This window comes from Dyadobacter psychrophilus (genome assembly GCF_900167945.1).
Taxonomy (GTDB): Bacteria; Bacteroidota; Bacteroidia; order Cytophagales; family Spirosomataceae; genus Dyadobacter; species Dyadobacter psychrophilus.
Genome location: NZ_FUZA01000001.1, coordinates 1,088,399 through 1,110,353, shown reverse-complemented (window position 1 = coordinate 1,110,353; position 21,955 = coordinate 1,088,399). Strand labels below are relative to the sequence as shown.

Genomic DNA, 21,955 nt, shown 5'->3' with positions numbered 1-21,955 from the left:
ATGGTTAATGGTGAAACATTTATTCAGCAAACTCATTTAAGCGAAGCACATCATGTTACCACAGGTTTATCTAAAGTAGACATTATCTATTACTTTTTAAAGAAACACAGCGCCTGTATGAGTCCGGCGTTTTATATTTGAGTCGAAAAGTGCCCTGACCAAACAATGCATTTGATAAATAACTTGCTTTTAAATAAATACTTCGGCTCATTCTGGCTGGCGGTTTTCATTACTTTTTGCTACTCGGGACAATTGCTCGCCCAGCAGGGAGGAACCGTGACGCTTACCGGAAAAGTGACTGACGAGAAAACTGGCAAACCGCTCCCGTTCGCTAATGTTTTTATCAATAATTCATCCATAGGGACCAATGCGGACGAAAACGGTAATTACCGACTGACCAATTTGTCCATAGGTAACCTGGAAATGGCCGTATCATTTTTGGGTTATGAAACTGTCAAACAAACATTGCGTTTTGAGCAGCCAGGAGTAAAAACCGTTCTTTTCAAGTTGAGGGAAGGAATGGAGCTGGAAGGGGTGACCGTTTATGCCAAAAAAAATAAAAAACGCGAGAGATATTTAAAGATCATTACGCGCGAGCTGCTTGGGAACAGCCGGTTTAGCAAGCAGTGCAAAATACTTAATCCGCAGGTTTTAAAGATTTCGGAAGATGATGACAAGCATTTAACCGCACAAACAACCAAGCCGCTGATCATTGAAAACCTTGCATTAGGCTACCGTATTCACCAGGATCTGGACGATTTCGATTATTTTAATGGGAAGGTATTTTATGGAGGAAGCACAAGGTTTGAATTGCTTGTTCCCAAAGACAGTTTGCAAAAAAAGCAGTGGCGGGCGAACCAGAAGATCGCTTATCAGGGCTCTGTGAAGCATTTGCTGTCCAGTATGGTTTCGGATAGTTTGCAGGAGCAGGGTTTTAAAGTATATCAGGCTATTCCCGATTCCATGCGGAGGTTCAACACGGTGCGTACACAAAATGGATATAACACCATTGCCAATCACTTGCATAACCGCATTGAGCAGGTGCGCGGAATGAGGTTGATCCGTCCCGGCGAGCTGGTAACCGAGCGACTGGTTGTGTCGGGTACGCAGCTGGAAGTTTTCTTTATGAAGAAGAAAGGGAGGTCGCCTTATTCAGATATGCCTTATGCATACACGCAAATTACTCTGCCACAGGGTTATATGGTCATTACGCCGTCGGGCTGGGTGTCTATTCCGATGGGTTTTGAAATTGCGGGCGATCTGGGAAATGATCGCTTTTCATCCCTCTTGCCCGCCGACTGGAAAAAGGAGGATTAATTACGGCGATTTTGCAGGCAATGTTTTATTCTCGAGCAACACATAAGGCATGTGAACATTCCAAGTGGGCTTTACATTCTCCTGATTCAGAAACCCTTTCGAAAAATTTCCCAGGACAATGTCCTCATCGCCGTCCCCGTCATAATCCTGCACATTCATACAAATCCATCGGCCATCTTTATAGATGGGAACTACGTGAGTTTTGAAAGTTATTTGTGAAGCACTTTTTTCCTGCTCAAAGTATAAGAACGTTTCTTTGGGGCGCTTATCAAAATCTGCAAAGAATGCAATGGTCGCGATATCCATGTCTCCGTCGTTATCAAAATCAGCCGCAACGGCTTTGGTGCATCCGTGGATCGGATAAAAGAACTTTTGTTTAAACCTAAAATCGCCTTTTCCTTCGAATATATAAAGGCCGTGATAAGGCTTTAAAACCCTTGAAAAGTCACTATTGTCGCCCGCTGTATAAATAATGTCCGGTTCTCCGTCATGCGTAACATCGGCAAATTGAAAACTGCTCGAACCATAGACGGATGGAAACCTAAGCAGGCTTTTTGTAGTAAAACCACCCTTTTGATCATTTAAAAATAACCAAATGCCCTCATCACCGTGCGCAAACAGCGTCATTACGTCCGGCCAGCCGTCGTTATTGAAATCGCGTATAATGCTATCCGTTGCCCCCGGGATTTCACGGATGACTACTTTCTCGAAAGTATGATTTTTCTTTTGTTTCAAAATGTACAGTCCACCACGGTTATGGCCAAAAGCACACACCAGATAGTCCTGCCGGCCATCCTTGTTGAAGTCAAGCGGTAATGTTTGGATAGGGCGCGTGAGATTGTCCGAGATCAGGCGCGGCTTGCTGTTGTTTTGCGGGCTAAGGGTAAAAATCTGTCCCTTTGTCACATCAAGCGCACGCATGCCGCCCATGCATGTAATGATCATCTCAGGTTGTTTCGACGAAGGGAAGCAAATGTCAATAGCAGAAGACTGCAGTTTCGTGAATAGTTGCTTGCCCGAATGGTTATCATATCGGTAAATGCCTGGATTTTCCAGGTCACTTGCATAAATACTATTTTTCGATGAATCAATGTCTACGAGTAGCGTGCTGCTGATTACTTGGGTGTCAGCTTTGGGTTTATGTACAGAAAATATGCTCCAATCTTCCGCCGGAGCCACTTTTTCTGTATCTGATAGCATTTCCGGAGCCAGTGTTTCGTAATAGGTCGTCAGCCTGGACCAATCCGCAGCAGACAATGCGGACTGCTTATTGTGCAAATAGACATTGCCTTCCAACACCTCAATTCCCAGCTGCCCGGCCATGGCAGGCAGCACGCCATTAGTCCATGTGGCTCTATCCAAAAGCGTAGGATCGGGTAAAAGATGACAACTGCTGCAATGCCTTTCAGCAAGTGCTTTTCCTGCCAGGATGGTTTCTGACCGCGACGAATGTTTACAAGAAAATGCGCAGAAAGAAAGCGCAACGCATGTCACCAATAAATGATAAGAAGACTTCAAAGCGGAGGATCTAAATAAGTGTAAATGTGGTGACAAGTTGGAGGATACTAAGATTGTACAATATTTTTTTAAGCAAAATAACTTCTCAGGCACTAAATAAACACGCTAAAATCGGTTATCTATGACATTATTTTATCTTTTTATAATACTATTATTTCACTAGATGAAAATATTAATCTAAAACACCCAATTATTTGTGGAAATAATGATAGATTTGATTGCTTAATAATTATTAACCTAACCGCGTATTATGAAAAGAATCTACAAGAACTCCGGAAGGAGTATCTTCTTCTCCTTCATGCTCAGTTTCGCAGCAATTGTTGCATTTGCACAAGAACGTAAGGTAACAGGAAAGATCACAGACCTCGCCGGAACAGGCATTCCAGGGGCAACTGTTGTCGTGAAAGGAACCCAATCGGGAACAAACACAAATGGTGACGGCGACTTTTCTATCAACGTAGGAAACAGCAGCACATTGGTAATCAGTTTTGTTGGTTACAAAACAAAAGAAGTACAAGTTGGCAACCAGAGCGTCATCAACATCCAGATGGAAGATGACATTTCGGCGCTAGAGGAGGTTATCGTAACGGGTTACACCATCGATAGCAGGAGAGAAACAACGGGTGCGGTTTCCACAGTTAAGTCGAAAGATTTAACGGCAACGCCATCCGGTAACGTTGAACAGCAGTTACAGGGACGTGTGGCGGGTGTTACGGTAATCACTAACGGTCAGCCTGGAACAACCAGCCAGATCCGCGTTAGGGGTTTCGGTGCATTTGGCGGTAATGAGCCTTTGTATGTTGTGGACGGAGTGCCAACAGGATCAACAGATTTCCTTAATCCTGATGACATTGAAACTACAACTGTACTGAAAGATGCAGCAGCTGCTTCTATATATGGAGCGCGTGCAGCGAATGGTGTAATTGTTTACACTACGAAGAAAGGAACAAAGAAAGCTAAGAAATTAAGCGTTACTTATGATGGACTTTTCGGGATAACGACGCCTGGTAAAGGACAAACCATGTTGACGCCTCAGGAGCAAGCTGACTGGACCTGGCAGGCAATCAGAAATGATGCATTTCAGGGTGACTCACTTCCAAAATTCACAAACGTGGCCAGCGGACAGTATGGCTCAGGCGACAAGCCGGTTTTGCCAGACTACATTAACGTAGGCGGGAAAACAGGTGTGATTGGTGAACTTGACCTTGCAGCTGAAAAATTGAAATACAATGTAGATCCAAGTCGCGGTTCTATTTATCAGGTTGTACGCGCTAACAAGCAAGGAACAGACTGGTATGACGCGATTACACGCAATGCGCCGTTGCAGAGACATTCACTTGGCTTCTCAGGAGGTGGTGATAACAACCGTTTCTATGCAGGTTTCAGCGTTCAGGATCAAAAAGGGATCATGCTGAACAACGGGTTCAAGCGTTATGCTTTCCGTGTAAATACTGAATTTGATGTGTTGAAAAACCTTAGAATCGGTCAGAATGCACAGTTTACTTATCTGCAGGTGCTTGGACAAGGCGGTGCAGCGGGTGGACAAGGTGTTGCAGCAGACGAAAACGACATCCTTTCCGCATTCCGTATGCCTTCAATCATTCCGGTTTATGACGAATTCGGTGGGTATGCAGGAACGGCTGCGAAAGGTTTCAACAACCCGCGTAACCCGGTTGCGAGCAGAGACGGTCTTGCTAACAACGCAGGTTTTGCTGGAAACGGTTTCGGTAACTTCTACATTGAATTGGATGTGATTCCAGGTTTGACATTGCGCTCAAGCGTTGGTGCTCAATATTCTAACTATGCCAACAGAGGTTTCAGCAGATTACAATATGAAAACTCTGAAAACAACTCGGCATTTGGTTATAATGAAGGCTCAGGACACCGTTTCAGCTGGACATTGACGAACACTGCTAACTTCAAAAAGCAGTTCGGACTGCACAATCTGGACGTGATCATTGGTCAGGAAGCATTGAACACGGGCGTAGGAAAAAATCAGAATTCATCTGGTTTGAACCCATTCTCGACGGATATCAACTACATTAACATGAATAACGTTGGTTCCAAGCAAGTTTTCAGTGACTACTATAAAGGAGTTAACTTCTACTCACTGTTTGCCCGCGCCAACTACACATTCAATGACCGCTACATTCTGACAGGAGTTGTTCGTCGCGATGGTTCTTCCCGTTTCGGAGAAAACAACCGTTATGGGGTGTTCCCTGCATTCTCCGCAGCATGGAGAATCTCTTCGGAAAACTTCATGAAGAGCGTTCCTTTCATTACAGAACTTAAACTTAGAGGTGGTTACGGTTTAATGGGTAACTCCAATAACGTGGACCCTAACAACCAATACAGCTTATATGGAGCAAGCCTTGGCCAGTCATCTTATGACATCAACGGAACCAACTCAAGCGCAGTAGAAGGTTATTACAGAACGCGTATTGGTAACAAGAGCGCGAAATGGGAAACCAGTGTTACCAAGAACATTGGTATCGACGGAACATTCATGAAAGGCAAGCTGGACATCATCATTGACCTTTGGCAAAAAGACACCAAGGATCTTTTGTTCCAGGTGCCGATTACTGCAACTGCTGGTTACGATGCTGCTGCTCCTTCTGTTAACGTTGGTAAAATGTCGAACAAAGGAATTGACTTGCAGATCATTAACCGTGGCCGTATCACCAATGACCTTGGTTATGAAGTGAACTTCACTGCAGGTATTCTTAAAAATAACATCGAATCGCTTGCGCCGGGTATCAACTACCTGACTGTTAACCCTGATTTCCGCGGCATTAAGCCTATCAGAAACCAGATCGGTTATGCAATCTCTTCTTTCTACGGATACAAAGTAATGGGTCTGTTCAAAGACAAGGCGGAAGTTGACGGAGCACCAGCGCAGGATGGAAAAGGCCCGGGCCGCTTCCGTTATGAAGATATCAATAACGACGGCGTGATCAATGCTGACGACAGAACTTATCTTGGAAGCCCTGTTCCGAAGTTCACAGGCGGTATCAACCTGAAATTCACTTACAAAGGATTTGATGTTGAAACTTACATGTACACTTCGATCGGAAACAAAATCTTCAACCTTTCTAAATGGTTCACAGATTTCTATCCATCATTTACAGGAGCTGCTGTTAGTGACCGTGTGAAAAACTCCTGGTTGCCAACAAACACAAACACGGATACGCCAATCTTCGAAAGCACTTCCAATTTCAGCACCAACACGCAATCAAACTCATTCTATGTTGAAGACGGATCATTCTTCCGTATGCAAAACATTACTTTGGGTTACACATTGCCAGGAAACATTCTCAGCAAAATCAGAATGTCCAAACTGCGTGTGTTCGCTTCTACCAATAACTTGTTCACTGTTACTAAATACAAAGGACTTGATCCAGGTGTAGGCGGTAACGCAGATACAAACTTTGGTATCGATGTAGGTAACTATCCGATCACAAGAAGCTACACTTTAGGTATCAATTTAGGTTTCTAAAATCGAAAAATTCAAAGCAATTATTTCACAACATCGGTTTAGACAGATCTTGATAAAAATGAATCAAATGAAAAAATTAATATCAAAAGGAGGATTGGCACTGGCTCTTGCAATGATGCTGATCGGTTATTCCTGTAAAGAAAATTTCCTCGAAATCCCGGCGACCGGGCAGCTTGATGAAGCGCAGCTTTCGACCAAAAAAGGAATTGAAGGTGTGTTGGTATCGGTTTACGGACAGCTTAACGGACGTGCAAACCGTATGGCGAGCGCCAGTAACTGGGTTTGGGGAAGTATCCGCGGTGGTGATGCCAACAAAGGAACGGACCCTGGTGACTTCAGTGACATCAACCCGATCCAGCGTTTCGAGTATCAGACCACGCAAGGTGTGATTTTGGACAAATGGAAAGGAAATTACGAAGGCGTTGCCCGTGCAAACCTCGTGATTAAATTGTTGGGTATGGCACAAGCTGACGTAACAGAAGATGACAAAAAGAGAATCGGTGGAGAAGCCCGCTTCCTGAGAAGTCACTACTATTTCGAGCTGAAAAGAGGATTCAACAATGTTCCTTTTGTTGACGAAACAAAAGATTACGGAACAGGCATCGAATCAGTTCCTAACACGGTGGAGATCTGGCCATTGATCGAAGCAGACATGAAGTATGCCTATGAAAATTTGCCGGAAACGCAAGGTGCGGCTGGTAGGGCTAACAAATGGGCTGCCGCTGCTTATCTTGCCAAAATTTACATGTATCAGAAGAAGTTTACCGAAGCAAAGGCGCTTTATGACCTGATCATTGCGAATGGTAAAACAACCAATGGTAAGAAGTACGGTCTGGTTCCTAAATTTCAGGATGCATTCAAAGCTGCTAACGATAACAATTCGGAATCAGTTTTCGCGATCCAGGCTGCTGCCAATACAGGAAGTGTGAACAATGCTAACCCGGAATTTGACCTTAACTGGCCTTACAACGTAGGTCCGAATGGTCCTGGTAACTGCTGTTCTTTCTTCCAGCCAAGCTTTGAGCTGGGTAACTCTTTCCGTACAGATGCAAGCGGACTTCCTTATCTGGATGGTTCTTACAACACAGCCGGTAAAGAATTGAAAACAGATATGGGTTTGAAATCATCTGACGCATTCACACCGGATGCAGGCCCGGTTGACCCACGTCTTGACCACTCCATCGGTCGTCGCGGTCTTCCATTCCTTGACTGGATCGATCACCCAGGTAACGACTGGATCCGTAACCAGCCTAATGCAGGTCCTTATACGCCGAAGAAATATGCATATTACAAATCGGATGTAGGTTCTTTGCAGGACAACAGTTCCTGGACGCCTGGTTACACAGCGATCAACGTGAACATTATCCGTTATGCTGATGTGCTTTTGATGGCAGCGGAAGCTGAGATCGAAGTGGGATCGTTGGAAAAAGCGAGGGAATATGTGAACATTGTTCGCACACGTGCAGCAAATCCTGAGAGCTTTGTAAAACGCAAGGACGGAAAAGTTGCTGCTAACTATGTGATCAACACATATAAAGCGCCTTTTGCAAGCAAGGATGCAGCCCGCACTGCGGTTCGTTTCGAAAGAAAACTGGAATTGTCAGGCGAAGGCCACCGCTTCTTTGACCTTGTTCGTTGGGAAATTGCAGACTCTGCAATTAATGCTTATCTAACTTATGAAGGTAAAAAACTTAGCGGCGCTTTGGGCGGAACGAAATTCACAGGGAAGAAAAATGAATTCCTTCCAGTGCCTCAAGAGCAAATTGACTTGTTAGGTAAAGATGTACTTGTACAAAACCCTGGCTATTAATACATTTTAGCGTCTGTAATTTAAAAGGAGGTGGTATTAGTTTACCATCTCCTTTTCTTAATTTCGAGAAGTCCAATTTTCTTAAATCCAATGAATCAAATTTTGCCCTCAAAGTATTTGTTAACAGCATTTTTTGCTGCATTGCTATTTTCATCCTGCAAAAAAGAACTTAAAACGTTCACCCAGTTAGATAGTGACGAAACGGGCATTCAGTTCGCCAATCGCATTGCCGAAAATGATACAATGAACATTCTGGCGTTCGAGTATGTGTATAATGGCGGAGGCGTAGCACTGGGCGATTTCAATAACGATAGTCTGCCGGATGTCTATTTCACGGGAAACTCAGTGGATAACAAATTGTATCTCAACAAAGGTGATTTCAAGTTCGAAGACGTGACGCAAAAAGCAGGCGTGGAAGCTAAAAACAAATGGTCGACCGGTGTTGCACTCATTGACATTAACAGCGATAATCTGCTGGACATTTATGTATGCTCGTCCGTGCGGAAAGTGGCCAGCGAGCGTGAGAATTTGCTTTATGTAAATCAGGGCCTGGATAAAAACAAGGTTCCTGTTTTCAAGGAAATGGGAAAAGAATATGGCATTGCCGACACTACGCACACAACCAACGCCGCGTTTTTTGATTATGACAACGACGGCGATCTGGATCTTTTTTTGGTTGTTAATGAAATGGACGACAATAATTTCCCTAACAGATATCACCAAAAAATTATTGACGGCTCTTCAAGAAGAACCGACAGGCTTTACAGAAATGACTGGAATGCGGATTTGAAGCATCCTGTTTTTACTAATGTTTCAAAAGAAGCCGGAATTCTCATAGAAGGTTATGGTTTGGGCGTCAATGTGACGGACATTAACCAGGATGGCTGGAAAGACATTTACGTCACCAATGATTATCTCACCAATGACCTGCTTTACATTAATAATGGCAACGGGACTTTCACAGACAAAGCGCCGTCCACATTCAAACACACTTCGCACTCGGCAATGGGCAATGACGTGGCCGACATTAATAATGATGGGCTTGTGGATGTGATTGCAGTGGATATGATGCCGGCCACCAACCGCCGAAAAAAAATGATGACGCCCGCAAACAGTTACGTTACTTATCAGAATAACGAGCTTTTTGGCTATCAGTATCAGGTGGCGAGAAATACGCTGCAATTGAACCTGGGATCGCCTGACGGCAAAAGCAAAAATCCGGTTTTCAGCGAAATAGGTTTGCTAAGCGGCGTTGCTGAAACGGATTGGAGCTGGACGCCTATGGTTACGGATTTTGATAACGACGGCATGCGGGATATGATCATCACCAACGGCTTTCCCAAAGACATTACCGATCTCGATTTCATAGCTTACCGGAATGAAGTATCAAGCGTGATGGAACCCATGATGATGCTGGATTACATTCCAACCGTCAGGATCGCCAATTTTGCATTTAAAAATAAGGGGAATCTTGGTTTTGAAGACGTGTCGGACAAATGGGGACTGGAAGCGGCGAGCTTCTCCAATGGCGCCGCCTATGCAGATCTGGATAACGACGGAGACCTGGATTTTGTGGTCAATAACATCAACGATTCCGCTTTCGTTTACCGGAACAACAGCATTCAGATCAAGCCCGAGGAAAGCAATTATTTGCGGGTTGCGTTTAAAGGAAGCCGCTATAACAAGGCTGGCATAGGGGCCATTGCTGAGATTACCTATGCAGATACAATGCGGCAGATTTCCGAAAATTCGCCTTACCGCGGTTACCTGTCGACCATTGAACCTTACATTCATTTTGGAACAGGTAAAACCAAAAAAATCGATCATGTAAAAGTTACCTGGCCGGGCGGCAAATCGCAGATATTAAAAGATGTAAAAGCCAATCAGGTAATTACTTTCAATGAAGCAGATGCGAAAAACACCATTGAACCGCATCAAAACGAGCTTTCCGAAATGCCTTTATTTACAGACATTACATCAGACATTAATCTCCCCTACAAACATCAGGAAACGGACATTATTGATTTCAATATCCAAAAATTACTTCCTCACAAAATGTCACAATTCGGGCCGGCAATGGCTGCCGGTGATGTAAACGGCGACGGCCTGGACGATATTTTTGTAGGCGGCCCGATGAATATAAAGGGGCGGTTTCTTTTGCAGCAGCCTAATGGGAAGTTCCAGGTCTCGGACCTGCTTCCGGGCTTGGAAGGGATTACGAAAGAAACAGAAGATATGGGCGTGCTGCTTTTTGACGCTGATAGTGATAAAGACCTGGATCTTTGTATTGTAAGCGGCAGTTACGAGATCCGGGCTGACATGCCAGGGCTCAAAACATTGTTTTACACCAATGATGGGAAAGGCAAATTCGGTTTGGACACAGCCGCATTGCCGCAATTTCTGGTAAATGGTTCTTGCATAAAGGCAGTGGATTATGATAAAGACGGCGATCTGGACCTTTTTATTGGCGGTAGAGTGGAGTCGGGGGCGTATCCTAAACCTGTTTCCAGCCACATTCTGCGGAATGACACACAAAGCAGCACGGTCAAATTCTCCGACGTAACCAAAGCGATTGTGCCGGAACTAGTTAATCTCGGCCTGGTTTGCGATGCATTGTGGACTGATTATGACAATGATGGCTGGGTGGATCTGCTCGTTGCAGGAGAGTGGATGCCGCTGACCTTTTTCAAAAATGAGAAAGGCAAATTCAAAATAACAGCGTCGGGACTGGAAGATAGGAAAGGATGGTGGGGAAGTCTTACAGCAGGTGACTTTGATAATGATGGTGACATGGATTACATAGCAGGGAATCTCGGCATTAATTCCCTCGCGCGTGCTTCCGAAAAGCAGCCCGTGAGCATGTACGCGAAGGATTTTAACAATGACGGTTATTTTGACGCAATCCCCACCGTTTTCTACAAAGCAGATGACAACACCTATAAAGAATTTCCCTACAACACGCGGGACGATATGGGTAAGCAGATTATACAGGTGCGGCAGCGTTTTCAGGAGTATAATAAGTTCGCGCAGGTAGGTTTGACTGAAATTTTGAAGCCTGAGGAACTGAAAGATGCGTTGCACGTCAGTGCATCCTGGATGAAAAGCAGCTATATAGAAAACCTGGGCAATGGTAAATTTGCAGCGCATGAATTACCGGTTCAGGCACAGGTTGCGCCCATATTCGGGATGGTTGCTGACGATTTCGATCAGGATGGCAACCTGGACGTGTTACTCACAGGAAATGATTACGGTTCCGAAGTTTCGGTGGGTCGATATGATGCATTTTATGGCCTGGTGTTGAAAGGCGACGGTAAGGGATCATTCAAGCCAACAACCCTGGCGCAAAGTGGATATGCGTCAATGGGTAATGCAAAAGGGTTGATCAAACTGGCCTCTCCGGGTAACAACTGGATTGCGGCCACTTCCCAGAACCGCGATTCTATCCGTTTCCATCAAATACGCAGAGAGACAAAAAGCTTTCCGCTGATGCCGACGGAGACAACTGTCTTGTTGAAGCTCAAAGGTGGGAAAACGAGACGTGAAGAATTAGGCTACGGTTCTTCGTTTTTATCCCAATCATCACATATGTTGTTTTTGCCAGCTTACGCAGAGCAGGCGACCGCTATCAATTCTAAAGGAACATCTCGAAAACTGAAATGAAATAGTTGACGTCAAGCCTGTAAACACCATGAACCCGGATGAGATTAACTCGTCCGGGTTTCTTTTTGCGGTAGCCAAGATATATAACATTTCAAATATTTGCGAAAAATGTCATACTTACATTTATTGCTAATCTAATTTATTATGTAACTATTTTTATACATAAATAGAACCGTTATAATCATCCGTTTCCCGGCAAAAGGCAAATTAGAATTTGTAAAAAACAGATATTTTGTAACCATATTTTTACTATAAATAGCTAATATACTGTTACTTGTAAAATTGACACTTCCAATTTATTGGATTAAAATTAGATTAAAATCCTCGAAATTTGAAGCATTATTCTAAGAAAAGTTCAAGTTTTCCAGAGTCGTAATTATTAAAATAATACAATAAAATATTTAATAACATATATTATACGTAAGTTGAATTATTTGATGATTAAAAATTATAGTTTTGATCGTAATACTAATATTAACCTAACTAAATACGATGAAACAAAATTACCTTCTCTTGGGAAGTAGGCTCATCTTAAGTACACTTCTGTTCCTCCTTTGTCAAAATGTATTTTCCCAAGATCTAACCATTACCGGGAAAGTTATGGACGAACAGTCGGGTTCAAGCCTCCCCGGCGCGTCGGTTACCCTGAAGGGTTCCACGAGCATTGGTGTCACTACGGATGCGGACGGAAAGTATTCCATTAAAGTGCCGTCCAGCGCACAGTCAATCGTTATTTCTTTTATTGGCTACACCGCAAAAGAGGTTGCGATCGGAAACAGGTCAGTTATTGACATCGCCCTGACCAGCGACGTGAGTGCATTGGAAGAAGTAATTGTCACAGGTTACGGATCCCAGTCGAAGCGGGACATTACGGGTTCTGTAACAACGGTGAACGCGAAGGACCTGCAGTCGGTGCCTGCCACAACATTTGCACAGCAATTGCAGGGTCGCGCTTCCGGGCTTAACATTGTGAATGATGCCACACCCGGCGGAAATGCGACAGTGCGTATCCGGGGTTTTGGTACAATTGGTAACAACGACCCGCTGTTCATCATCGACGGCGTTCCCACTGAAAACCAGGGCAACCTTAATCCCAACGACATCGAAACGATCCAGATCCTGAAAGATGCTTCGTCTGCATCCATTTACGGTTCCCGCGCTGCAAACGGTGTTGTGATCATTACAACAAAACGTGGCAAGATCGGCAAGCCGGTTATATCATTCAATGCTTACTACGGAACGCAGAAAACATATAAGGACGCAGAAGCGCTAAATGCCGAGGAGCTGGGTAAATATTTATTTCTGGCGGATAAATATGCAGGAAAAACGCCCTCGCACGGGCAATATACATTTGGGCCTAATGGCGAGGTCACCATACCGGATTATGTATTTCCGAGCAAAGGAAAAGAAGGCACTGCGGAAGTTGATCCATCTAAATATTCACTCGTACCGGGCAACATTTACGCTATCACAAAATCTGCGGACACCGATTGGTGGAACGAGCTGACAACAACGGCACCGATTCAAAACTATCAGATTTCAGCCTCCGGCGGAACAGAAAATAGCCGTTATGCACTTTCTATCGGTTATTTTAGCCAGGATGGGGTTGTGAAATTCATTGGTTACGATCGCTATACAATTCGTGCCAACACTGAATTTTCTGCTTTGGGCAAAAAGCTTCGTGTAGGCGAAAATCTGGCGGTGTCATTTGATAACAGAAAGGGAGGATTTGGTAATAACCAGGAACAGAATGCGGTTTCAGGAAGCTACAAGCATCATCCCTTGCTTCCGGTTTATGACATTGCGGGAAACTTCGCCGGCTCAAGAGGGGCAAACCTGGGAAATAATTCCAATCCATATGCTACGCTCTATCGTGAAAAAGACAACACTACATATCGTCTGAGGGCTTTTGGTAACGTTTACGGGGAGTTTGACATTATCCCGAACCTTACCATTAAAACGAGTCTGGGTATTGATGGTGTGAGCCAGAGAGGTCGTTACATCGGCCGTGCTAACCCTGAATATGTAGAAGGAAGCTTTAATAACGGATCAACGTCGACAGATTATTATTCCTATCAATGGGTTTGGACCAACACATTGAGCTATTCCCGCAATTTTGGAACAAATCATAAGGTCGATGCCTACATTGGTATGGAAGCGATCCGTGAATTTGCAGAGGAATTTGGCGCAGCGCGCTCGGGATATGCTTTTGAAATTCCCTCCATTATCAATTATCTGAACCTTGGAGATGCCACTAAGGCGACGAATTTTGGCGGTGTAAACAGGGATTACAGCTTGTATTCGCAGTTCGGGAAGGTCAACTATGCGTATGCTGACAAATATCTTTTGCAGTTTATTTTGAGAAATGATGCCTCGTCCCGTTTCCAGGCTGCTTCCAGAAGTGCGTTATTTCCAGCATTCAGTGTGGGATGGCGCTTGTCGGAGGAAAATTTCATGAAGGAATTTGGCTTTATCAACGATCTGAAAATCCGCTACGGGTGGGGTAGGACAGGTAATCAGAAAATCGGTGATTACAATGCGTTTACCACTTACCGTGCCGACATTTTCCACGCTGGTTATCCTATCGACGGTTCGCCGAGCCAGCCTACGATCGGATATGATGCATCCTCATTTGGTAATCCTAATGCGAAATGGGAAACAACAACATCCAACAACTTAGGTCTGGACGCAACATTCCTGAACGACGCACTAACATTTGAAATCGACTTTTGGAATAGGAAAACCGCCGATATGCTGTTCTCGACCCCCATCACATTCACAGCTGGTGACGCAAATGCACCTTCTTTCAATGTGGGCGCGATGACCAACAAAGGCATTGACCTGGGAATCAGCTACCGGAACACATTGCTGAAAGGTGATTTCCGTTATGGCTTGTCTATGAACTACTCGATGTACCGGAACACGGTTGACAAGCTGGACGAAAGTGCCAATACAAAATATTTCGGAGCCGGATCGCGCGTTCCTGCCGTAACATTGACTCAGGCTGGTCTGCCACTGTCTTCGTACTATGGCTATAAAGTGCTGGGGATTTTCCAATCGGACGAAGAAGCGAAAGCGTGGGCTCCTTACGAGAAATATAATAAAGCAGGTAAATTCAAAATGGCGGATATCAATGGTGACGGTAAAATCACAGACGACGACCGGACCGTTATCGGAAACCCGCACCCTGATTTTGTTTATGGTGTGAACCTGAACCTGGGTTATAAAGCCTTCGATCTTACCGTGTTTGGTAATGGGGTTGTTGGGAATGAGATTTTCAATTACCTGCGTTATTTCACCGATTTCAACACATTCCAGGGCAACCGTGCAAAACGCGCCCTTTATGACGCCTGGCAACCGGACCACAAAGAAGGCACTGTGCCCATTATGGATGCGGATGATCAGATCAGCAGCCGGCCGTCGAGCTATCTCGTTGAAAAGGGAACCTATTTCCGCCTTAAAAATGTCCAGCTAACCTACACTTTGCCAAAAGTAGCATCTGCGAAGATTGGTTTCAGCAATGCACAGATTTATGTTCAGGGCCAGAATATGTTGACGGTGACGAAGTATACAGGGCTAAATCCGGAGGTTCAGAGCAACAGCCAGCCAGGACAAGACAACACGCTTGGTTTTGACGGCGGTTTTATGCCCGTTTCCCGGACGTTCCTGGTCGGTCTGAATTTCTCTTTCTAAACAGGCTTTTTCAAACTGATTTAAAATACTGAACATATATGAAGACGACATTATTGAAATATATGCTATCCGTCGGTCTGGCAATCGGGATCGTAACGGCTTGCAAGGATTCATTTCTTTCGAAAGATCCGCAAGGACAATATAGTCCTACAGCACTCAAAACGCCCAGCGGGGTGGAAGGCCTGCTCATTGGCGCCTATGCAATGATCGACGGACAGGGTTTGGACGGACAAGATTCTTGGAACAATGATATCCAGAGCTGGGTTTTCGGCGGATTGGCCTCGGATGATTCCTATAAAGGAACCGATGCAGGTGACCAGCCGGAACAGTCATTTATCGAAAAATATGACTTCCAGCCTACGAATAACCACATTAAAAACAAATGGCGTGGACTTTATAAAGGCATTGCGCGCACAAATGATGTGATCAATACGCTGGCGGATGTACCGGAAGTTGCCGAAGCAAGAAGAAAACAGATCATTGCAGAAGCCCGGTTTCTGCGCGGGTTGTTTCACTTTGAAGCTAAAAAAATGTGGAAAACGATTCCATACATTGACGAGACGATCTACAAACTGGATGACCTGGAAAGCACTAAGATCCCAAATGATAAGGACGTCTGGCCGATGATCGAAGCGGATTTCAAAGCGGCTTCCGAAGGTTTGCCCGATGTTCAATCCCAGGTCGGACGGCCTACGAAATGGGCTGCGCTGGCTTTCCTTGGAAAAGCTTACATGTATCAGGGTTGGAACGTAACTACGGGAGCTCCTAATACGGCCGTTCTGACCAAAGCAAAACCGATTTTCGAGCAGATCATTGCGTCAGGCAAATTTACACTGGCTCCAAAGTTTGAAGATAATTTCATGATCGCAACCCGTAATAATAAGGAGTCGATTTTTGAGATACAGTATTCAGTATCAAGTGCTTCCGGCGATGCGGCGGATGCGGGCGTAGGGTTGGCCCATCCATACATTGACCCATGGGGCTGCTGCGGGTTTTATCAGCCATCTCAGAACCTGGTCAATGCATTCAAAACGAGCGCCACGGGCCTTCCATTGTTGGATACATTCAATGACGCGGACGTGAAAAATGACCAGGGTTTGAAATATACAGATCCCTTTGAACCTTATAACGGACCACTCGACCCGCGTCTGGATCAAACGGTTGGCCGGAGAGGAATTTTGTTCAAAGATTTCAAGATTCACGGAAGCGACTTTATCCGCGATCAGACTTACGCAGGGCCTTACTCACCCAAAAAGCACATTTCCGAAAAAGCAGGATTTGGGGTAAATGGTTGGGGTAACTTGTCCAGTAACAATTACCGCATTATGCGTTACGGAATGATATTGCTTTGGCTTGCAGAAGTTGAAGTGGAACTTGGAAACCTCGAAAATGCCAGGAAACTGGTCAATCAAATACGGACACGGGCGGCAAACCCCGCTGGTTTTGTGAAAAAAGCCGTTCAGGGAAGCAAATCTCGTGACGACTACACCGTTACCAATGAGCCGGCTGCCAATTATGTGATCAAAACTTACGATCAGGCCTGGGCAGATGCCGCCACAGCCCGCAAAGCCGTTCGCTTCGAATCTCGGTTAGAGTATGCAATGGAAGGCCACCGATTCTTCGATTTGCAAAGATGGGGCATAGCGGCCGAAACTTTGAACAAATATGTGACCGTGGAGTCTACCAAGCGGGTCTATAAGAAAGGGGCTGTTTTTACAAAAGGCAAAAATGAATATTTCCCGATCCCGCAGGAAGCGATCGATCGTTCGTATAAGGAAGGAACTGCAACACTTGTTCAGGATCCGGCCTATAAATAAGATCTTTGGTTAGTGTAACCAATATTTGTTAAGCGTTGGTAATTAGAAAAGCCTCTGCATACACATGCAGAGGCTTTCTTCATTTTATTATCATGGCTGATTAGCTGATCCTGATTTCCTGCGCAGGTTTTTCAGAGCCCGGAATGACCGGCAGGGTCAGGTGGAGAATGCCGTTGTTGTACTCAGCTACAATGTTGTCCGAATCCACAGTTTCATCGATCACAAACGACCGCTCGAACGACGCCTTACTGAATTCATGACGGATCCAGTTCCTGTTTTCTTCCTTGTTATTGTCTGACACATAGGAGATGCTCAGTTCGTGCCCTTTAATGCTGATCTTAAAATCTTCCTTTGCACGGTCAGGAGCAAAGACCATCAGTTCGTAATTGGTGTCATTCCTTACAATATTGACGGGAACGCGGTAATTATGGCTCCCGCCAAATTGCTTTCCTGAATATTCGTGACGCATCCCATGGCCACGGTGTCCAAATCTATTATTGCACATTGTTTGGTTGATTTTGAGGTGATTGAAAATGACTTCCGCAGTTGCTATGTCCATGGTGGCCCCATCCGTGGTGCCCCCATTGGCGGTCATGGAACCGGTGTCCTACGGTGAAGTGTAAACTGGCTGCTGTGATGAGCGCTACGCTGATACCCAGTAGCATTCTTGTACTTCTTTTCATGGCTTATATATTTTTTGGATTTTGATAAAATGGGTCTCTTAACCCCTCTTTTCCTTCATAAAAGCGCCGGTTATCCGGTCCGCCAAAATATGGGTCGTAATGTCTCCATCTGTGATAACCGTGGCGTCTTCCCGCAAAAAGTCGGAAGATGAGACCGATAAAAAGGAAAAAGAAAAGTGCCTTGAAGAGCAGGAACGGGATCAGGAAAAGAACGATCCCTACCAGGATACCGCCCACAACGGTTTTAAGAATTTGAATAAACATGGCTTTTGAATTTATGTTAATGAAATGCACCTATCGGGTGTACATTATCGCAGACGGCTGACTGAAAAAATTACTTTAAAGATTTTTATAAAAATAAAAAACCCAGCTTTGCGGGCTGGGTTTGAAGTATTCATTCATTTTCCGGCGGCTTTCCACAGCGCCTTCGCATTTCTTGCTTAAACTTCTTCCGGTCTTCATCAGTCATATCCATCCACTTATTCCTCCACGACGCGCCAAATCCGGGCCCGCCTTCCCCACGGAAATTGCCGCCGAAGCCAGGCTTTCTCCAGCGCCCCGGTCCGCCTCCAAAATTGCCGAACAGGATCCTGCACAAAACGATCAGGCCGACAGCCTGCCAATAGGAGATCGGATTTGCATTTACAAGATCCGGCAAAATGGCATTCCATAACCAGCGCACAATCGCGCCCAGCAGGAGCGCAGCAGCAAACCCGAAAATCGGAAACATCCAAAAGCGTTTCCTGTATGTATGTTGCTGATTCATGATAGACAAATTTAATAATTTACAAATTCCTGATACAATGTTTCCAGTCTTTGCCGCAAATGCTGAACCGCATAGCGTTTTCTGGAAATGAGGGTCTTGATATTTTCTCCGGTCCGGTCTGCGATCTCCTGGAAGGTCTGGTCTTCCAGCTCGTTCCAGATAAAAACCTGGCGCTGATTTTCCGGCAGTTCCTGCAAAGCAATGGTCAGTTCCTCCCAAAATACTTCTTTCATATAAACAGTTTCCGGCGTGTTGCCATCGGCCAGCAGGATTTCCTTAAAATAAAACTCGCCATCTTCATCCTCATACCCGTAATCTTCCAGCGAATCGGGCTTTTGTTTCCTGTATTTATCAATAATGCGGTTGCGCGCGACGCGATACAGCCAGCTTCCTATTTGTTCAATAGCCTCAATCTCAGGCACGCTGCTCAGCTGAAACCAAACATCCTGCAAAATATCCTCAGCATCCTCATCCGAATTCACCCGTTGCCGGATAAACCCCATGAGCTGCTTGCTGTAAGATGAGACAGTTTGAATGATATTTGGCCTCTTTTGCGACAAAGTGAAGGTTGGAAATTAGTATTATCTGGGTAGACGGACATCAAACGAAAATACTTTAAATCTGCCACTATATTATGTGTGTGTTAAGAGCAATCCTTTATGAATGGTTATTATTAAAATAATGCAAAAGTTCGGTTGTGGTTGCAGTTTAATTGCCGTGTCAAATTTTAAACTACTTGTTGCACTTTTACCATAAACATATGATTATTCTAATAATATTAGATAACAACAAAAAGAACTTTAAAGAACTGAATATTTGCTTGTTGCATTCTATTCAATATGTTATCTACATTTACATCATCAAACAGCACAGATTATCAGTGCAGAAGAAGTTTGAGAATGATTTGAAATATAGATTTAGTTAAATATCTGAAAAGTACAAAAAGTAAACTCAAACAAGACATTAACATTAGAAAAATGAAAAAGACTATTTTGACAATCGCAGTTTTGGTGGGAGTATCAGCTGCTAATCTTACAATCGCCGCAGACAAAAACAAAGAAAATAACGCTTCTATTGAACTGGTTTCAACCAGCGAATTGAAATTCAAACTTACGCTTGACAGCGTGAAAGAAAGATCTTCATTGGTTATCAAAGATTTCAACGGAGACATCGTTTACAGCACTGCGCTTCCAAAATCTGAGAACTACTCTAAAATCTTCGATCTTTCGAACCTTGCTGATGGAAATTACAGCTTCATCGTTAACAACGGTGGCGAAACTTCTGCAAAGCCTTTTGTGATCGCAACTGAAACGAAACGTCTGGTAACAGCGGTAGTTAAATAATTTACACGGACCTTCCCGTCAAAAAAACGGCAGTCACATTGTGACTGCCGTTTTGCTTTATTAGTCCGAGTGGGATCTTAATAAGTCATGACCTGCTTTTCGCGGCTGCTTTGGAAAGCCAGATCGATAACCCGCGTCGTGCGGATTATTTCGGCCGGTTTCACAGCCAAACCTGCTCCGTTGACAATGGCGTCGTACACATTCTGGTAAAACGGCGCATAATCGCCCGCCTCGCTTTCAATGATGCCTGTAAAATCTTCGCTGTATAATTTCCCCCAGCGATTTTCCGGCTCAACACCCCAGGGCTTTTCTGTTGGTAAAATATTCTTGCGCAATGTCTCTTCCTGTGGATCCAGGCCACCTTTAATGAATGATCCTTTTGTCCCATGGAGATTATAGCGCAGGAAATTTTCGTAAACCATCAGGCTCGACTTCACAATTACCAGCTTATCCGCATAGCCAAGCCGCACGTCAAAATAATCGTCGATTTCGCTATTCGGTCTTACCGAACGAATCTCAGCTGTAACAGTTAAGGGCTCACCAAAAAGCACCAGCGCCTGATCAATCAAATGCGGCCCAAGATTGTAAAGGTTTCCACCCACCGGAACGCTTTTCTCTTTCCAGGATTCTGTTGGAACAACTGGCCTGAAACGATCGTAACGGCATTCATATTCAACAATGTCTCCTAGTTTATCTTCGGCAATGAGTTTTTTAATGGTTAAAAAGTCAGAATCCCAGCGGCGGTTCTGGTAAGCGGTCAGGATCAATCCTTTTTGTTCGGCCAATGCCACAAGCTGTCGCGCTTCTTCTTCCGTTGCAGAAAACGGTTTTTCGATCACCACGTGTTTGCCGTTTTCCAAAGCGTCCATTGCATAAGGGAAATGTGTATCATTGGGCGTGCAAATAAAAACGAGATCAATGGATTCGTCGCTCAGCAGCTCCTCGACGGATCTCGCATTGCCAATGTTCGGATCAAATTCCTGCGCTTCGTTTTTACTTCTTTCAACAACGGTCTTGATCTTGAAACCCGGATTGGTGCTAAGGAAAGGAGAATGAAAGTAACGCCCGGAAAGCCCAAAGCCAATCAACCCTACATTAAGAATTCTTGAAGCCATAATTTTATTTTTAGACAATAATAACAAAGGTAACTTTTGAAGGGAAATGGGCAACAACCCGCAATCCCGAACACTTTTCGGGATATTTGAGTTTTGGGAATAATGACATTATATTTGACTACGACAAAATGCAGCTGCCATGACAACCGAGGAAAAAAAAATTGATATAATCGGAAAAATTATCAGCACAGAGGATGATAAGTTAATAGATATGGTCAATAATCTTCTTAGTGCTAACGATCAAGATTCTGGGGTAAGAAAACCGGGTTGGGGCAGAGGCATGGTCGGTCGCATTTCAGATGATTTCGACGATTTTATTCCACCCGGATTTCCACACTAAAAATGAATTATTTAATAGATACACACATTTTACTTTGGCATTCAGACAACAATCAAAAACTTTCGGATCAGGTAATTTTTGAATTAAACTCTTCTTTAACCAGTCTTTACGTGAGCCATGCCACTTACTGGGAAATGGCTATCAAAAAAGGTTTGGGAAAATTGGATCTGATCGTTCCCGTCTCTGAATTTCGCAGGACCGCGATGCGAAATTCATTTCATTCCCTGCCATTTGATAATGAGCATTACGATGTGCTGGAACAACTTCCTTTGCTGCACGCGGACCCGTTTGACCGAATGATCATCGCGCAGGCGATTGCCGAAAATCTAACCATTATTACACAAGACAAGAAATTTGAATTATATCAGAACCTTGTTCCTATTCTTTGGAATTAAGA

General features: G+C 44.3%; 15 protein-coding genes. 9 read left to right on the top strand and 6 right to left on the bottom strand.

Going from position 1 to position 21,955, the window contains the following annotated elements:
• Window positions 1-165 precede the first annotated feature (165 nt).
• Window positions 166-1,317 (top strand): carboxypeptidase-like regulatory domain-containing protein, encoded by a 1,152-nt coding sequence (locus B5X68_RS04830; protein WP_082213493.1) that lies wholly within the window; start codon window positions 166-168, stop codon window positions 1,315-1,317.
• Here B5X68_RS04830 and B5X68_RS04825 read toward each other — a convergent pair whose 3' ends face one another.
• A complete protein-coding gene (locus B5X68_RS04825) occupies window positions 1,318-2,835 on the bottom strand; it encodes an FG-GAP repeat domain-containing protein (protein WP_082213492.1) in 1,518 nt (505 codons plus the stop codon). It lies immediately after the preceding gene.
• Between the two features lie 250 nt (window positions 2,836-3,085).
• On the opposite strand from B5X68_RS04825, the gene B5X68_RS04820 reads away from it, so the two are divergent.
• From B5X68_RS04820 to B5X68_RS04800, 5 genes are all read left to right on the top strand, one after another.
• Complete coding sequence (locus B5X68_RS04820; RefSeq protein WP_082213491.1) at window positions 3,086-6,331, top strand: SusC/RagA family TonB-linked outer membrane protein; 3,246 nt, start codon at window positions 3,086-3,088, stop codon at window positions 6,329-6,331.
• A gap of 67 nt (window positions 6,332-6,398) precedes the next feature.
• Window positions 6,399-8,141, top strand: a complete 1,743-nt coding sequence (locus B5X68_RS04815; RefSeq protein WP_082214004.1) for a RagB/SusD family nutrient uptake outer membrane protein — start codon at window positions 6,399-6,401, stop codon at window positions 8,139-8,141.
• A 90-nt stretch (window positions 8,142-8,231) separates the two neighbouring features.
• On the top strand, window positions 8,232-11,801 hold the full coding sequence (locus B5X68_RS04810) for a CRTAC1 family protein (protein WP_082213490.1): 3,570 nt from the start codon (window positions 8,232-8,234) through the stop codon (window positions 11,799-11,801).
• Between the two features lie 492 nt (window positions 11,802-12,293).
• On the top strand, window positions 12,294-15,494 hold the full coding sequence (locus tag B5X68_RS04805; protein WP_082213489.1) for a SusC/RagA family TonB-linked outer membrane protein: 3,201 nt from the start codon (window positions 12,294-12,296) through the stop codon (window positions 15,492-15,494).
• Between the two features lie 38 nt (window positions 15,495-15,532).
• On the top strand, window positions 15,533-17,311 hold the full coding sequence (locus tag B5X68_RS04800) for a RagB/SusD family nutrient uptake outer membrane protein (RefSeq protein WP_082213488.1): 1,779 nt from the start codon (window positions 15,533-15,535) through the stop codon (window positions 17,309-17,311).
• Between the two features lie 100 nt (window positions 17,312-17,411).
• Here the strand turns inward: B5X68_RS04800 and B5X68_RS04795 are convergent, their stop codons facing one another.
• From B5X68_RS04795 to B5X68_RS04780, 4 genes are all read right to left on the bottom strand, one after another.
• Window positions 17,412-17,906: an Hsp20/alpha crystallin family protein gene (locus tag B5X68_RS04795; protein WP_229208282.1), complete on the bottom strand. Its 495-nt coding sequence runs from the start codon at window positions 17,904-17,906 to the stop codon at window positions 17,412-17,414.
• Window positions 17,907-17,997: 91 nt separating this feature from the next.
• The gene (locus B5X68_RS04790) at window positions 17,998-18,258 is read right to left on the bottom strand and encodes a hypothetical protein (RefSeq protein WP_082213487.1); all 261 of its coding nucleotides are present in this window, start codon (window positions 18,256-18,258) and stop codon (window positions 17,998-18,000) included.
• 130 nt (window positions 18,259-18,388) lie between these two features.
• Entirely contained in the window at window positions 18,389-18,760 is a 372-nt protein-coding gene (locus tag B5X68_RS04785; protein WP_229208281.1) for a poly-gamma-glutamate biosynthesis protein PgsC/CapC, read from the bottom strand.
• A gap of 11 nt (window positions 18,761-18,771) precedes the next feature.
• Window positions 18,772-19,320 (bottom strand): RNA polymerase sigma factor, encoded by a 549-nt coding sequence (locus B5X68_RS04780; RefSeq protein WP_082213486.1) that lies wholly within the window; start codon window positions 19,318-19,320, stop codon window positions 18,772-18,774.
• Between the two features lie 417 nt (window positions 19,321-19,737).
• Here B5X68_RS04780 and B5X68_RS04775 point away from each other — a divergent pair, with 417 nt between their 5' ends.
• Complete coding sequence (locus tag B5X68_RS04775) at window positions 19,738-20,103, top strand: T9SS type A sorting domain-containing protein (RefSeq protein ID WP_082213485.1); 366 nt, start codon at window positions 19,738-19,740, stop codon at window positions 20,101-20,103.
• 77 nt (window positions 20,104-20,180) lie between these two features.
• Here B5X68_RS04775 and B5X68_RS04770 read toward each other — a convergent pair whose 3' ends face one another.
• On the bottom strand, window positions 20,181-21,218 hold the full coding sequence (locus tag B5X68_RS04770; RefSeq protein ID WP_082213484.1) for a Gfo/Idh/MocA family oxidoreductase: 1,038 nt from the start codon (window positions 21,216-21,218) through the stop codon (window positions 20,181-20,183).
• Window positions 21,219-21,357: 139 nt separating this feature from the next.
• On the opposite strand from B5X68_RS04770, the gene B5X68_RS04765 reads away from it, so the two are divergent.
• Together B5X68_RS04765 and B5X68_RS04760 are read left to right on the top strand one after the other, a co-directional pair.
• On the top strand, window positions 21,358-21,558 hold the full coding sequence (locus B5X68_RS04765) for a hypothetical protein (protein ID WP_082213483.1): 201 nt from the start codon (window positions 21,358-21,360) through the stop codon (window positions 21,556-21,558).
• Window positions 21,559-21,560: 2 nt separating this feature from the next.
• Window positions 21,561-21,953, top strand: a complete 393-nt coding sequence (locus B5X68_RS04760; RefSeq protein ID WP_082213482.1) for a type II toxin-antitoxin system VapC family toxin — start codon at window positions 21,561-21,563, stop codon at window positions 21,951-21,953.
• Window positions 21,954-21,955: the final 2 nt, after the last annotated feature.